The organism is Nocardiopsis mangrovi (genome assembly GCF_042653925.1).
Classification (GTDB): Bacteria; Actinomycetota; Actinomycetes; order Streptosporangiales; family Streptosporangiaceae; genus Nocardiopsis_B; species Nocardiopsis_B mangrovi.
This window is the reverse complement of sequence record NZ_JBHSFQ010000019.1, coordinates 65,217-79,122: the sequence shown is the minus strand read 5'-3', so window position 1 is coordinate 79,122 and position 13,906 is coordinate 65,217. Positions and strand designations below refer to the sequence as shown.

Genomic DNA, 13,906 nt, shown 5'->3' with positions numbered 1-13,906 from the left:
GGACGCCGCAGCCCATGTCGGACCGCAGCATCCGGATGGTCGTCCCGCTGGTGGTCGTCACCGGCGTGGCCACCGTCTCCACCGGCACCTACTTCCTGCACCGCGAGCCCGTCGAGGCCGTGGCCTTCGCCCCCCAGGGCCAGGCCGCCCCCCAGGCGCCGGCGCAGAGCGAGGGGCCCGGCCCCTCCCCGGGCGAGTCGGCCCAGGAGCCCGCGGCGGCCGGCCTGGGCCTGGTGCGGGTGAACTACCGGCTGCACCGCCTGCCGCAGCTCGCCAGCAACCAGATCGCGGTGTGGATCGAGGACGCGGGCGGCACCTACATCCGCACCCTCTTCGCCACCAGCTTCACCGCCAACGGCGGCTACGTCCGCCGCCCCGAATCGCTGGTGGAATGGCGCGCCGCCGCGCAGTGGGAGTCCGCACCCCAGGACGAGGTCGAGAGCGCGAGCCGCCCCGCCCAGGACAGCGGCGACCAGACCCTCTACTGGGACGGCACCGACCGCACCGGGCGGCCGGTCCCGCCGGGCGACTACGTGTACCGCATCGAGGGCAACACCTCCTGGGAGAACCGGATCATGTTCACCGGCACGATCACCCTGGGAGAGGAGCCCAGCTCCTCGGCGGCGGAGCAGGAGTTCCTGCCCGCTGCCGCCGAGCGCGACGGCACGATGGTCGAGGACGTCGGCGCGGAGTTCAGCCCCGGCGAGCCGCTCGACCCGGCCGTGCTGACCGCCTTCACCCGTGGCTCCTGAGAGCCGGGGCGCCCGCGAGCGCCTGATGGGCACCGAGGTCCTCCTCGCGGCGCTGGACACCACCCGGCAGGCGCAGGTCTTCGGCTGGCTCGGCGACGTCGAGCGCACCTTCAGCCGGTTCACCGCCGGCAGCGACACCGCCCGGGTCAACTCCGCCGAGGGCCGGCCCACCGAGGTCGCGCCGATGTTCGCCGCCGCACTGGCCGAGGCGTGCGCCCACTCCGAGCGCACCGGCGGGCTGTTCGACCCGTTCCTCGCCGCCGACATGGAGCGCATCGGCTACGACCGCGACTTCGCGCTCATCGCCCCGGACGGCGTGGCCGCATCCGGCCACGCGGCCGCTCCGCCTCCGCCGACCCGGGGCGCGCCCCGGGTCGAGATCGACCACGTGAACCGCACCGTCGCCCTCTCCCCCGGCCTGCGCGTGGACCTCGGCGGCTTCGTCAAGGGGTGGAGCGTCCAGCAGGCCGCCGACGCCCTGCGGCGCGGCGGCGTCCCGCGCGGCCTGATCGACGCCGGCGGCGACATCGCCGCCTGGCGCCCCCCGGACGGTGCCCCGTGGCGGATCGGGGTGGAGCACCCCCTGACCGGCGCGACCGCCGCCGAGCTGTCCCTGGCGCCGGCCACCGCCGTGGCCACCAGCAGCGTCGCCCGCCGCGCATGGCGGGACGCCGACGGCGCACCCGTCCACCACCTGATCGACCCCCGCACCGGCGCCCCCTCCGCATCGGACTGCGCGCAGGCCACGGTCCTCGCGGCCGACCTGGGCGCGGCCGAGGTCTATGCGACCTGCCTGCTCCTGCTCGGGACCGGCGCCGGCCCGGACCTGCTCGCCGGGCTCGACGCCACCGCCGCGTGGATCACCGTCGACCGCGACGGCCGGGTGCGCCCCTCCCCCAACCTCCACCTCCACTGCGAAGAGGCGGCCTTCGATGACCGTTCATGAGGCGAGCCCGGCCCGGCAGGCCGCGCTCACCGCGCCGCGCCCGCTGCGCACCGGCTACGTGGCGGCGGCCATCGCCGTCTCGCTGCTCCCGTTCGCGCCCCTGCTGGGGATGCTGGACGCGGTGGGCGGGCCCGTCCCCGGGCTGGCCAACATCGCCGGCCTGATCGGCGGCGTGCTGATCTGGTGGCAGCTCGTCCTGGGCATGCGGCAGGTATCGGCGCTGCTGACCCCCGACCGCGGCGCGATCGTGGCGCTGCACGCCTGGCTGGGATCGCTGGGGGCCTTCTTCATCCTCCTGCACCCGCTGATGGAGATGATCGCGGACCGCCACGACCTCAGATACCTGGTGCGCTTCGACTTCACCTGGGCGGAGTCGAGCTACACGTCCCTGGGCCGGGCGGCGCTGCTGATGTTCCTGGCGCTGTGGCTGACCAGCACCCTGCTGCGCGCCGCGGTCCGCTACCGGACCTGGAACTACGTCCACTACCTGTCCTACCCGCTGGGCGCGCTGGTGTTCGTGCACGCCTACGGGGTGGGCTCCTTCATGCACGACAACGCCTGGCTGCGCGCCTACTGGCTGGCGCTGGGGGCGTCGTTCGCGGCGGCGTGCGCGTGGCGCCTGGCCGCGCCGCTGCGCTCGCCCCGCTATGAACTCACGGGCGCCACCCGGGCGGGCCCGGAGGCGACCGTCTACACGATGGCGCCCAAGGGCCCGTGGCTGCGCCCCCTGCCCGGCCAGTTCTGCAACGTGCGCACCGGGCCCGCGGCGCGGTCGCACCCGCTGAGCGTGGTGCGGACCGATCCCCGCAGCGGGGAGCTGACCTTCGCCGTGCGCGACGCGGGCCCGTTCACCGGCGAGCTGAGCGGGCTGGCGCCCGGCGCCACCCTGTACGTCGACGGCCCGCACGGGACCTTCACCCACGAGGCGCTGCGCGGGGACCGGCCGACGGTCCTCATCGCGGGCGGGATCGGCGTCACCCCGTTCGTGGAGCTGGTGCGCTCGCGCCCGGCCGGCGGGCTCACCCTCTTCCACGTGAGCCGGTCGCCCGCGACCGCGCTGTTCGGCGCGGAGCTGCGCGGGGAACTGGGCCCGGACTACGTGCACATGGAGCCGGCGCGGACGGGTCCGCACGGGGGCCCCGGGTTCGACGCGCAGGCGGTGCTGGGCCGCATCGGGCCGCGCACCGCGCGGACCGCCCGCTTCTTCGTCTGCGGCGGCCCCGCCTTCGTCGCCGCGGTGGACGCCGCCCTCGACGAGCAGGGCATCGGCCCCGGCCAGCGGCACACGGAGAAGTTCGAATGGTGACATCCGCCGGCGCCGCCGGGCACGGGCCCGCCGTTCCCGTGCGCGGTGCGCGTGCGCCGGTGCCCTGGAAGGCGGGCGATCCGGGGCGGTGGACTCCGGCGCCGACCCGTGGGTAGCAGCCGGCCACCGCCGCGTCCACCCGGTCCCGCGCCCGGTACCGGCCACCTCTCCGGCGCCGGCCCGCGGTTACGGTTCAGGGGACACCCGCCCCGCGACCGCCCGGGCGCGTGGACCCTCCGAGCCGCCGCGGGATCCGCTGTTCCCCGCACGCCGGCGGTCCGCCCCCGACCGGCCCCGGTGCCCCGTGTCCCGCCCTTGTCCTCCCCCAGCAAGGAGCACGAACCGTGGACCGCGCCCGCACCACCCGCACATCGGCCGCCGCCCTCCTGGCGGCCGGACTCGCCCTCGCCCTCCTGCCCGCCGGCCCGGCCGCGGCAGGGCCGCGCGACAGTGCGCCGGACGCGCGCACGCTCGACGCCGTCGCGGCCGGCCTCGACGCCGCCGCGTGGGCCGCCGGAACCGACGTGACCGGCTGGTACCCCGATCCCACCACCGGCCGTGTGGTCATCGGCGTCGCCGGCGGCGACCCCGGCGCCGCCGGCCCCCTCATCGCGGCGAGCGGCGTCGACGCCGGCGCGGTGCGGGTGGAGACCGGCGAACCCCGCCCCCTGGCACCGGACGTCCCCGCCTCCGCTGCGGATCCGGCGCCGGGCCGCGGCACTGCGGCGGCCGACGCGCAGATCATCGGCGGCGAACCGTTCGCCACCGACGGCGTGGTGCGGTGCGTGATCGGCCTGGCGGTCGACACCGGGTTCGTCGCGGGGCCGGGCTGCGGCGAGGTCGGCGACACGGCGTCGGGCACGGGCGGCGGCACCGGCACCTTCGCGGCGGTCTCCCCGGCCGGCGCGGCGCTGGTCGTGGCCGATCCGGGCTGGACGCCCACGCCCTATGTCCGGATGGGGGCGGGGCTGGCCACGGTCTCGGGGTCGCAGGAGGCCCCGGTCGGCGCGCAGGTCTGCCGGGCCGGCGCCACGACCGGCGTCCACTGCGGTGTCGTCCAGGCCCGCAATCAGACGGTGAACTTCCCCCAGGGCCCGGTCTCGGGCCTCACCCGGACCTCGATCTGCACCGAACCGGGCGACCGGCCCGGCCCCTACCTCAGCGGCGGCCAGGCGCAGGGCATCCACGCGGGCGGGGCGGGCAGCTGCGCCACCGGCGGGGCCACGTACTTCGCTCCGATCAATCCCCTGCTCGCGGGCTGGGGCGTGACGCTGATGGCCGGCTGAACCCGCGGGCGCCGGGCGGCGCCGGCCACCGCGCGGTCCGCCGGGGCCTGGATACCGACCGGTCGGTAGCGTAATCTCGCATCCACGACTTCCTATGTGACCGGGGGCACACACCAGGGACCGACGGAGGTGCAGATGACCGATTCCGACATCGCCCGGCCGGTGCGCTCGCTGGCGGCGGTGACCGCCCGGCTCCTGGTGCGCGGCAGCCCCTTCGAGACCGCGACCGCCGACATCAACGGTGTCCCGACCCGGATCTGGGCGAACGCGCCGGTCCACCTCCGCGCGATCCTGGAGGGCAGCCGCGGGCGCGACGGCGCCGCGGCGCTCGTCTACGGCGACGAGCGGATGAGCCACGCCGACTACTTCCGCACCGCCGCCGTCTTCGCCCGCCGCCTCGTCGACGACTACGGCGTGGCCAAGGGCGACCGGGTCGCGATCGCCATGCGCAACCACCCGGAATGGGTGGTCGCGTTCTTCGCCGCGGCGGGCATCGGGGCGATCGTCGTCCCGCTCAACTCCTGGTGGACCGGCGCGGAGTTGGAGTTCGGGCTCACCGACAGCGGAGCGAAGGTCCTCGTCGCCGATTCCGAGCGGATCGAGCGGCTGGCAGGCGTTCCGGAGCGGCTCGGGGTCGCGGTGGTCGCGGTGCGCGCCCCCGGCCCGCTGCCGGCGGGCGCCCGCGCCTGGCCGGACGTGCTCGGCGAGGTGCCCGGCGACGCCGACCTGCCGCCGGCCGACCTCGCCCCCGACGATCCGGCGACCATGTTCTACACGTCGGGCACCACCGGCGTCCCCAAGGGCGCCCTCGGGTCGCACCGCAACATGATCGCCAACATCTTGGCGGGGTCCTACGCCCGGCACCGGGCGCTGATGCGGCTGGGCCTGGAGCTGCCGGAGGTGCGGGCGCTCCTCGACGCGCTGCCGCCCTCGGTCGTGCTGTGCGTCCTGCCGCTCTTCCACGCCACGGGCGCGCAGACCGTCATGCTGCCCACTCTGGCCGCCGGCGGGACGCTGGTGCTGATGTACCGGTGGGACATCGAGGAGGCGCTGCGCGCGGTGGAGCGGGAGCGGGTCACGGCGATCACCGCGGTGCCGGCGATGATCTCCCAGATGCTCTCCTCGCCGCGACTCGCCGAGCACGACCTCTCCAGCCTGCTCACGCTGGGCTCCGGCGGGGCGCCGGCGCCACCGGCCCTGGTCGGGCGGGCCCGGGCGCGCCTGCACGAGCTCATGCTGGGCCAGGGGTACGGGATGACCGAGTGCTCGGCCACCGCGACGATCAACGGCGGCCGCGACTACCTGCTGCGCCCCGACAGCGCGGGGCTGCCGGTCGCGACCGTGGACGTGAAGGTCGTCGACCCCGCGGGGGCGGAGCTGCCGCCCGGCGAGGTCGGCGAGGTGTGGATCCGCGGGCCCGGCGTCGTCCTCGGCTACTGGGGACGGCCGGAGGCGACCGCGGAGACCTTCACCGACGGCTGGCTGCACACCGGGGACCTGGGCCGGCTCGACGATGAGGGGTTCGTGTACATCGTCGACCGCGCCAAGGACATGATCATCCGAGGCGGGGAGAACGTGTACTGCGCGGAGGTCGAGGCCGCGATCCACGAACACCCCGCCGTGGGCGAGGTCGCGGTGGTGGGCGTCCCCCACGAGGTCTGGGGCGAGGAGGTCGGCGCTGTGGTGCACCCGATCCCCGGGCACACCCTGGCGGAGGCGGACCTGCGCGGCCACCTCGACGGCCGCCTGGCACCGTTCAAGGTCCCCGCCCACATCCGGATCGTCGACCGGGACCTGCCGCGCAACGCGGCGGGCAAGCTGCTCAAGAGGCGGGTGAAGGCGGAGCACGGCTGGGACGCCGGCTCCTAGCCGCGGCCCGCGCCGGGCGCCCGGCGCGGGCCGGCCGGGGTCCCCGCCCTCAGGCGGGCGGTGGGGACGGGCGGGGGTCGCGGGGCAGGCCGAGCACGCGTTCGGCGATGACGTTGCGCTGGATCTCGTCGGTGCCCGCGTAGATCGTGTCGGCGCGGGAGAAGAGGAAGAGCCGCTGCCAGCGGTCGAGGTCGTATCCCCCGGGAACCGCCGGGTCCGCCGCGCCGTCCGCGGTGCCCGCCTCACGGGCGGCGGTGGCGGTGCCCGCGGTGAGCATCGACGGCGCCCCGAGCACGTCCATCGCCAGTTCGCCGAGGTCGCGGTGCCAGCGGGCCCAGAAGAGCTTGCCGATGGAGGCTTCGGGTCCCGGGGCCCCTGCGGCGGTGGCGGCCATCGTGCGCAGCGCCGTGTAGCGCATGGTGCGCACGCCGGTCCAGGCGCGCACCAGCCGGTCGCGGATGAGCGGGTCGCGGGCGGCGCCGTTGTCGCGGGCGACCCGGATCAGCTCCCGCAGTTCGCGCTCGTAGCCGACCTGGAGGCCGAGCGTCGAGACGCCCCGCTCGAAGCCGAGCGTGGCCATCGCGATCCGCCAGCCGTCGCCGGGCGCGCCCACGAGGGCGTCGGGGCCGGTGCGCACGCCGTCGAAGACGACCTCGTTGAACTCGGAGGTGCCGGTGAGCTGGGTGATCGGACGCACCTCCACGCCCGGGGCGTCCATGGGCACCAGCAGGTAGCCCAGCCCGCGGTGGCCGCGCGAGCCGGGCTCGGTCCGGGCGAGCACGAAGCACCGGTCGGCCTCGCGGGCGTGGGAGGTCCAGACCTTGCGGCCGTCGACCACCCATCCGCCGCTCCCGGGGTCCGGGCGGGCGCGCGTGGCGACCGCCGCGAGGTCCGATCCCGCTCCGGGTTCGGAGTAGCCCTGGCACCACAGCTCCCGCACGGCGGCGATGGCGGGAAGGAACCGGGCGCGCTGCGCGGGGCTGCCGAACGCGATGAGGGTGGGCCCCAGCAGGTGCTCCCCGATGTGGTTGACCCGGGCGGGGGCGTCGGCGCGCGCGTACTCCTCGTGGAAGGCGACCTGGCGCCCGATCCCCGCGCCGCGTCCGCCGTACGCAACGGGCCAGCCCAGGCACGTCCAGCCGGCGGCGGCCATGTGCCGTTCCCAGGCGAGGCGGACGCCGAACGCCTCGTGGTCGCGGCCGGGGCCGCCGAGCCCGCGGGCGGCGGCGAAATCTCCGACCAGGTTCTCCGCGAGCCAGGTCCGGACCTCCTCGCGGAATTCGCGCTCCGGGTCCACGGCCCCTCCCGCCGGTCGGGTCCGGCGCCTTCTGCGGTGCCGGGACGCGGGATAGCCTAGCAAACACTTGTTAGGTAGCGATGAGGGAGGCGTGCCGTGCGCTTCAGCGCCGAACAGGAGCATCTGCGGGCCGCCGTGCGCGGCCTGGCCGAGCGGCGGGCCGGCGATCCCGGACGGATGTGGCGCGACCTCGCCGGCCAGATCGGCGCGCAGGGCCTGGCACTGCCCGAGCGCTACGGCGGGGGCGGGTTCTCCTGCCGGGAGACGCACGTGGTCATGGAGGAGCTGGGCCGGGCGCTGGCCCCCGTTCCCTTCCTGGGCTCGGCGATCCTCGCCGGGCAGGCCCTGGCGGCGAGCGAGGACCGGACGGCGCGCCGGAGATGGCTGCCGCGCCTGGCCGACGGCTCCCTCGTGGCGGCCCTCGCCTGGGCCGACGAGGGCGCCCGCGACATCGAGGCCACCACCGCGCGCGCCGTTCCCGGACCGGACGGATCCTGGCGGCTGACCGGGGCCAAGGACCGCGTCCTCGACATCGCGGCCGCGGACCTGATGCTCGTCGCGGCACGCGGGCCGGACGGGCCGGGCCTGTTCGCCGTCGACCCCGGCGCCGAAGGCGTCACCGTCACCGCACGGGTACCGCTGGACCCGAGCCGGCCGCAGGGGCGGGTCGCCTTGGACCGCGCACCCGCCCGGCGGGTGGCCCGCGACGGGGCGGCGGTGCTGGAACGCGCCCTGGACGCGGGGCGCGCCGCACTGGCGGCCGAGCAGGTGGGCGGCGCGGCCTACTGCCTGGAGGCGGCGGTGGCCTACGCCGGGCAGCGGGTCCAGTTCGGCCGGCCCATCGGGGCCTTCCAGGCGGTCAAGCACCGGCTGGCCGACATGCTCGTGCTGGTCGAGAGTGCCCGGTCGGCGGCGCAGGCGGCTTCGTTCGCGCTCGCCGACGGCGCGCCCGACGCGCCGGAGGTGGTGTCGCTGGCCGCGTCGGTGTGCGCGGAGGCGTTCCGGACGGTCGCCGGTGAGGCCGTCCAGCTGCACGGCGGGATCGGCGTGACCTGGGAGCACCCCTGCCAGCGGTATTTCAAGCGCGCCCACGCCTCGGCGCTGCTCCTGGGGAGCCCGGAGTGGCACCGGCGGCGGCTCGCGGGCCCGCTCGGGCTGGACCCGGACTGACCGCCGGACCGGCGGGCGGCGGGCGGCGGAGGATCCGCCACCGGGGCGGAACCGGCCGACCGCGCCGAGGACTGCGCGAGGGAGCGCGTTCCGGCCCCGGCGGGCGCGGTACTCCGGTGCGGTGCGCTGGGCCGACGGGCAGGCGGGCGCGGTATCCCGGTGGGCGAGAAGCCGATGCGATACGGGGGCGGCAGCGCCGCGGACGCGCGCCGGGTGCGCGGCGGCGGTGGGCACGGCGTGCGCGGCCGGGGCCGGGCCGGGCCCGGTCCCGCGGTCGCCGCCGGGCGGGCGGGTGTCGGGCCGGGGCGGCGGCGGCCCGCTCGCTGGGCCGCCGCTGCCGTCGGGGTCAGCCGATCGCGTGGTTGGGGTCGCGCGAGCCGAGGGCGGGACCGTGGTCGTAGCGGACGAACGGCTCGTCGTCCGGCGTCCGCGGGTAGGGCGGGCGCTCGTCGGTGCGCAGGTCGGCGTCGTGCAGCTCGGCGAGGCCGATGCTGGTCAGCCGGGCGCCGACGTCGGAGCGCAGCTGCGGGAGCCGCGCGTAGAGCTGGTTGCCGGGGCACGCGGTGGCGTTGAGGTCGCGGTGCCCGACGATGGCCGAGGTGGGCCGGGAGTAGACCGTGCACAGCCACGCGCAGGTGGCCACGAGCGAGTTGTAGAGCGCGGTGGTCGGGCCGACGGAGGTGTAGGTGCCCTCGTTCTCGATACCGACGGCGACGCCGTTGTAGTTGGCGACGTGCGCGCCGACCACGTGCCGTCCGCCGCGGATGGACGACAGGGAGAGGTTGCGGCCCTCCATGATGTGCCCGCCGCGGCTGATCGTGAGCTGCTGCCCGGTGTCCGCCCAGCCGTTGGAGTCCATGTGGTAGTTCTGGATCGACCGCGACAGCGCGAACGCGTGGCTCTGGCTGTAGTCGGTGCTGTTGGCCGTGGCGGTGTGGTGGACCACGATGTAGGTCGGCCTGGTGCTGGTCACCTGCGCCGGGTTCTGCGGTGCGCGGGCGCCCCAGGCGGAACGCGACGAGATCGAGGGCTCTGGTGCGGCGAGGGCGCTGCCGGCCATCCCCACCTGAGCCGCGCCGCCGAGCAGAACGCCGCCGGCGACGAATGCCGATCCGCGGAGGATACTCCGGCGCGACATCCCGTCGACCGCGCCGGGCGCGGTTTCGGCGTCGATAGATCGTCTGGTTTCGGTCATGTGACCCATCCTTGGTTGTGGATGCTTGTGGCACCAGCCGCCCCAGGAAAGCACAGTGACCTGCGGCGAGAACAGGGTCACCGCGCGCATATCAGATGGCCGGTAACGGTCGCATAAGAGATCTTGACACCGCGGGCCTCGATTTCGCCCAGGGTGCCACAACGCCCGCCCGGCCGCACGAGCTGGAATTACAGGACGGGCTCTGGGCGGCGCCGCGGCGCCGCCCAGAGCCCGGTCACTCCTCGGCCTCGGGGCCGGAATCCGGTGGGGCGTCCTCCTCGGGATCAGGCGCCTTCTTCGGGCGCCCCCGGCGGGGGATGGCCGCGCTGTTGTTGGGCATGCGGCCCGCATCGGACAGCGCGCGGCGGAGGAGGAATTCGATCTGCGCGTTGGTGCTGCGCAACTCGTCGCCCGCCCAGCGGGCGAGCGCGTCGTGCACGGCGGGGTCGAGTCGCAGCAGGATCTTCTTCCGCTCGGCCACGGTGATCGGCCGTCCGCTACTGGTAGAGCGAGCCGGTGTTGACCACCGGGCTGGTGGGCCGGTCCGAGCACAGCACGACGAGCAGGTTGCTGACCATCGACGCCTTGCGCTCCTCGTCCAGCTCGACGACGTCCTGCTCCGACAGGCGTTGGAGCGCCATGTCGACCATTCCCACCGCCCCCTCCACGATCAGCTGCCGGGCGGCCACGACCGCGCCGGCCTGCTGGCGCTGGAGCATCGCCTGGGCGATCTCCTGAGCATAGGCGAGATGGGTGAAGCGCGACTCCACGATCCGCACCCCCGCCGACTCCACCCGCGCGGCGATCTCCCCCGACAGCTTCTCGGTGATCTCGTCGGCGTTGTCGCGCAGCGACAGCCGGCCTTCGTCGTGGGCGTCATAGGAGTAGTTGTTGGCGATGTGCCGCACGGCGGTCTCGGTCTGGATGGAGACGAACCGCACGTAGTCGTCGACCTCGAAGACCGCGCGCGCGGTGTCCTCGACCTGCCAGACCACGACCGCGGCGATCTCGATGGGGTTGCCGTCGAAGTCGTTGACCTTCATCACCGACGTCTCGTGGTTGCGGATGCGGGTGGAGATCGGCTGCCGGGTGGTCAAGGGGTTGACCCAGCGCAGGCCGTCCTCGCGCAGCGTCCCGGAGTAGCGGCCGAGGAACTGCACGACGCGGGCCTCGTTGGGGGCGACGATGGTCAGCCCGACCGCCGCGATCAGGCCGGCCAGGATCAGCGCGATCCCGCCGACCCATGCCGCCGGGCCCGCGCCGGCGAACAATCCGGCGAGCACCAGCAGCACGCCGGCGACGACGAGGACCAGGCACAGGGCCGCGACGGGCAGCCCGGGGGCCCCGCTCACCTGGCGCTCCCGGACCTTCGGGTCGGGCATCTGCACGCTCGCGGCGTCGGCGCGCGTGGCGTCGTTCATGGGGGTCCTCCCTCGATCTGATGTGATGCCGCCAGCATAGCATTGTGATATCACTTTATTAAGCGCCCCTCCGGACCCCGGTCCGGACCGACCTGACAGGGAGAACCGATGCCCGTACCCCTGCGCCTGCGACCGCCCCGCCACCGGGTGGAGCGCCGCGCCATCGCCTGGTGGACCACCCGGTCCCTGCTCATCGCCGTCCCGGCCGCCGCGGTGCCGGCGGCGGTCACCGTCCTGGACGCGATACCGTTCGCCGACGCCGCCCGCCCCTGGCTCTGGCTGGCCGCCGGGATCCTCGCCGCCGCGGGTGTCGCGGTCACCGCCGCGATGCCGCTGTGGCGCTACCGCGTGCACCGCTGGGAGGTCACCGACGACGCCGTGTACACCGCCTCCGGGTGGCTGTGGCAGGAATGGCGGATCGCGCCGATGTCGCGGATCCAGACCGTCGACACCGACCGCGGACCGCTCCAGCGGCTGTTCGGCCTGTCCAGCCTGACCGTCACGACCGCTTCGGCCGCCGGGCCCCTCAGCATCGACGGACTCGGCCATGAACGCGCCGCCCGGCTGGCCGCGCGCCTGACGGCCGCCACGACCCGGGCGCTGCCGGGTGATGCCACATGACCGCCGCCGCACCCGCGGGCCCGGCCCCGCGGCAGGACTCCGGTGGCACCGTCGAACCGGCGGACTGGCGCGGCCTCAGCCCGGCCACCGTCTGGGCCGGCGCGATCGTGCTCGCCGCCGTGATCGGGCTGCCCGCCCTGGTCGCCACCGCCGCGGTCGTCCTGGGCGGCGCGCCGCTCCCGTGGCCGGTGGTCATCGTGCCCGCCGCCGTGCTGCTCATCGGGGTCCTGGTCGGCCTCGACGCGCTTCGGCTGCGCCGCACCCGCTACCGGGTCACCGGCGAGCGGCTGGAGATGGAATCCGGGATCGTCGCGCGCTCCTCGCGGTCGATCCCGCGCGAACGGATCCGCAGCGTGGACGTCTCCGCGGCGATCTGGGTCCGCGTGCTGGGCCTGTGCACCGTGACCGTGGGGACCGGCGTGTCCGCGGGCGCCGCTCAGCAGGACGAACTGCGCCTGGACTACGTCACCGCGGCCGAGGGCGCGCGGCTGCGCCGCGAACTCCTGCTCCGCGCGTCCGCGGCGGAGACCGGGGACGCACCCGGCCTGCCCGGGGCCGCGGTACTCGCGGCACTGTCCCCGGCCTGGTTCGGCTATGCCCCGCTCAGCCGCGCCGTCCCGCTGCTCGGCGCGGGCGCGCTCGGCGGCGTGTGGCAGGTCCTCAGCTGGTTCGGCGAGGAGCGGGCCGCCCGCACGGCCATGCCCGTCTGGGACTTCGCCCTCGCCCACCCCGCCGTGGCCGCCACCGCACTGGTGCTCACCGTTGCCGCGACGGGCACGGTCGCGGCGACCGCCCTCCAGGTGGAGGCGTGGTGGAACTACCGGATGACGCGGGAGGCCGACGCGACGCTGCTGGTGCGGCGGGGGCTGCTGACCGCCAAGGCGCTGTCGGTGGAGGAGCGTCGGCTGCACGGCGCGGCGGTGCTGGAGCCCCTGCCGCTGCGCTGGTCGGGCGGGGCCAAGGTGACCGCCGTGGCGACCGGCCTTGGCGGGGGCGACCACGAGGAGACCGTTTCCCGCAACGCGCTGTCGCCGGCGATGCCGGGGCCGCGGGCCCGGCGGCTGGCCGCCGCCGTGCTGAAGGCCCCCTTCCTCCTCCTGGAGACCCCGCTCACCGCCCACCCGAGCGCCGCGCTGCGCCGCCGCGTGGTCGGGGCGCTGCTGCTGACCGCCCTGATCGGGGCCGTGCTCTCGGGCGCGGCGGCGGCCACGCCGTGGGTGGCCTGGTGGACCGGGCCGATCGCGGCCGCGGTGGCGGCGCCGCTTCTGGTCGCCTACGCCGTGGGCGCCTACCGGGGGCTGGGGCACGCGCTCACGCCCGGGCACCTGATCACGCGCACGGGCATGGCCGCCCGCGCGACGGTCGCACTCGAACGCGAGGGGATCATCGGCTGGCGGTTCACCCGCTCGCCGATGCAGCGCCGCGCCGGCCTGGTCACCGTGGGCGCGACGACCGCCGGCGGCGCCGGGGTCTACCGCGCGGTCGACATGGGGCTGATCGAGGGGGTCCGCCTCGCCGACGACGCGGTCCCGGGGCTGCTCGCCCCGTTCCTGGAGCCGGCCTGACCGGGCCGGCGCCGGCGGACGGACGCCGGCGGCACGCCGTGTGGCCCGCCTCTCCCGGCTCGGGCCGGGGCGGAGGCGGGCACCCGCGGGAGGCTCAGCGGCGGGCGGGGCGGTTGATGTGGGCGAGGGCCATCTCGACCAGGGGGTAGACGTCGAAGACCTCGTGGAGCTGGAGGGCGTCGAGGATGCGCGCGGGCACCGAGGTGGGCTCGGCGAGGACCATGTGGCGGCCCTCTCCGGTGAGCCGGCGGTAGGCGCCCATGAGCGCCCGCACCCCGCTGGCGTCGAAGAAGACGACGCCGGAGAGGTCGACCACCATGCAGGACCGGCCGGAGGGCCCCGCCGCCCGCAGGATGCGGTCGCGCATGTCGTCGGCGGTGGCGATGTCGATCTCACCGTGAATGGGCACGACGACGGCCTCCGTGCAGGGAAAGCGCTCCCGTTCTCGTCCCGACACCTGGCGGCCTCCTCGAATCCC

Annotated in this window: 13 protein-coding genes; 8 read left to right on the top strand and 5 right to left on the bottom strand. The window is 75.7% G+C overall.

Translation table 11 applies throughout. The annotated features are described in order from the left end of the window. Positions 1-14: 14 nt before the first annotated feature. From ACFO4E_RS18965 to ACFO4E_RS18945, 5 genes are all read left to right on the top strand, one after another. Positions 15-752, top strand: coding sequence for a DUF2271 domain-containing protein (locus ACFO4E_RS18965; protein WP_378576653.1), 738 nt, complete (start codon positions 15-17; stop codon positions 750-752). Beyond that, a complete protein-coding gene (locus ACFO4E_RS18960) occupies positions 742-1,698 on the top strand; it encodes an FAD:protein FMN transferase (protein ID WP_378576651.1) in 957 nt (318 codons plus the stop codon). Before ACFO4E_RS18965 ends, ACFO4E_RS18960 begins: the two co-directional genes overlap by 11 nt. Further along, complete coding sequence (locus ACFO4E_RS18955) at positions 1,685-3,004, top strand: ferric reductase-like transmembrane domain-containing protein (protein ID WP_378576649.1); 1,320 nt, start codon at positions 1,685-1,687, stop codon at positions 3,002-3,004. Before ACFO4E_RS18960 ends, ACFO4E_RS18955 begins: the two co-directional genes overlap by 14 nt. 344 nt (positions 3,005-3,348) lie before the next feature. Next, positions 3,349-4,290 carry a S1 family peptidase gene (locus ACFO4E_RS18950; protein ID WP_378576647.1) on the top strand — a complete coding sequence of 314 codons (942 nt, stop codon included), beginning with the start codon at positions 3,349-3,351 and terminating at the stop codon, positions 4,288-4,290. Positions 4,291-4,425: 135 nt separating this feature from the next. After that, positions 4,426-6,159, top strand: a complete 1,734-nt coding sequence (locus tag ACFO4E_RS18945) for a class I adenylate-forming enzyme family protein (protein ID WP_378576645.1) — start codon at positions 4,426-4,428, stop codon at positions 6,157-6,159. 49 nt (positions 6,160-6,208) lie between these two features. Here ACFO4E_RS18945 and ACFO4E_RS18940 read toward each other — a convergent pair whose 3' ends face one another. Further along, on the bottom strand, positions 6,209-7,456 hold the full coding sequence (locus tag ACFO4E_RS18940) for an acyl-CoA dehydrogenase family protein (RefSeq protein WP_378576644.1): 1,248 nt from the start codon (positions 7,454-7,456) through the stop codon (positions 6,209-6,211). Positions 7,457-7,552: 96 nt separating this feature from the next. Between ACFO4E_RS18940 and ACFO4E_RS18935 the strand changes: the two genes are divergently transcribed. Then, positions 7,553-8,626: an acyl-CoA dehydrogenase family protein gene (locus tag ACFO4E_RS18935; RefSeq protein ID WP_378576642.1), complete on the top strand. Its 1,074-nt coding sequence runs from the start codon at positions 7,553-7,555 to the stop codon at positions 8,624-8,626. A gap of 346 nt (positions 8,627-8,972) precedes the next feature. Here the strand turns inward: ACFO4E_RS18935 and ACFO4E_RS18930 are convergent, their stop codons facing one another. The 3 genes from ACFO4E_RS18930 to ACFO4E_RS18920 all read right to left on the bottom strand — a co-directional run bounded on the left by ACFO4E_RS18930 (position 8,973) and on the right by ACFO4E_RS18920 (position 11,242). Further along, positions 8,973-9,821, bottom strand: a complete 849-nt coding sequence (locus tag ACFO4E_RS18930) for a peptidoglycan recognition protein family protein (RefSeq protein ID WP_378576640.1) — start codon at positions 9,819-9,821, stop codon at positions 8,973-8,975. A 235-nt stretch (positions 9,822-10,056) separates the two neighbouring features. Further along, on the bottom strand, positions 10,057-10,302 hold the full coding sequence (locus tag ACFO4E_RS18925) for a type II toxin-antitoxin system antitoxin (protein ID WP_378576638.1): 246 nt from the start codon (positions 10,300-10,302) through the stop codon (positions 10,057-10,059). Positions 10,303-10,318: 16 nt separating this feature from the next. After that, positions 10,319-11,242 carry an SPFH domain-containing protein gene (locus ACFO4E_RS18920; RefSeq protein ID WP_378576636.1) on the bottom strand — a complete coding sequence of 308 codons (924 nt, stop codon included), beginning with the start codon at positions 11,240-11,242 and terminating at the stop codon, positions 10,319-10,321. 108 nt (positions 11,243-11,350) lie between these two features. On the opposite strand from ACFO4E_RS18920, the gene ACFO4E_RS18915 reads away from it, so the two are divergent. Both ACFO4E_RS18915 and ACFO4E_RS18910 read left to right on the top strand, forming a co-directional pair. Then, positions 11,351-11,863: a PH domain-containing protein gene (locus ACFO4E_RS18915; RefSeq protein ID WP_378576634.1), complete on the top strand. Its 513-nt coding sequence runs from the start codon at positions 11,351-11,353 to the stop codon at positions 11,861-11,863. Beyond that, entirely contained in the window at positions 11,860-13,428 is a 1,569-nt protein-coding gene (locus ACFO4E_RS18910) for a PH domain-containing protein (protein WP_378576632.1), read from the top strand. Before ACFO4E_RS18915 ends, ACFO4E_RS18910 begins: the two co-directional genes overlap by 4 nt. A 94-nt stretch (positions 13,429-13,522) precedes the next feature. Here the strand turns inward: ACFO4E_RS18910 and ACFO4E_RS18905 are convergent, their stop codons facing one another. Further along, entirely contained in the window at positions 13,523-13,885 is a 363-nt protein-coding gene (locus tag ACFO4E_RS18905; protein ID WP_378576630.1) for an STAS domain-containing protein, read from the bottom strand. Between the last annotated feature and the right edge of the window lie 21 nt (positions 13,886-13,906).

Excerpts from the sequence above, each read along its gene's own strand:
- ACFO4E_RS18915 (WP_378576634.1), top strand. The coding sequence starts at position 11,351 with ATGCCCGTACCCCTGCGCCTGCGACCGCCCCGCCACCGGGTGGAGCGC.
- ACFO4E_RS18920 (WP_378576636.1), bottom strand. The coding sequence starts at position 11,242 with ATGAACGACGCCACGCGCGCCGACGCCGCGAGCGTGCAGATGCCCGAC.
- ACFO4E_RS18910 (WP_378576632.1), top strand. The coding sequence starts at position 11,860 with ATGACCGCCGCCGCACCCGCGGGCCCGGCCCCGCGGCAGGACTCCGGT.
- ACFO4E_RS18965 (WP_378576653.1), top strand. The coding sequence starts at position 15 with ATGTCGGACCGCAGCATCCGGATGGTCGTCCCGCTGGTGGTCGTCACC.
- ACFO4E_RS18945 (WP_378576645.1), top strand. The coding sequence starts at position 4,426 with ATGACCGATTCCGACATCGCCCGGCCGGTGCGCTCGCTGGCGGCGGTG.
- ACFO4E_RS18930 (WP_378576640.1), bottom strand. The coding sequence starts at position 9,821 with ATGACCGAAACCAGACGATCTATCGACGCCGAAACCGCGCCCGGCGCG.
- ACFO4E_RS18955 (WP_378576649.1), top strand. The coding sequence starts at position 1,685 with ATGACCGTTCATGAGGCGAGCCCGGCCCGGCAGGCCGCGCTCACCGCG.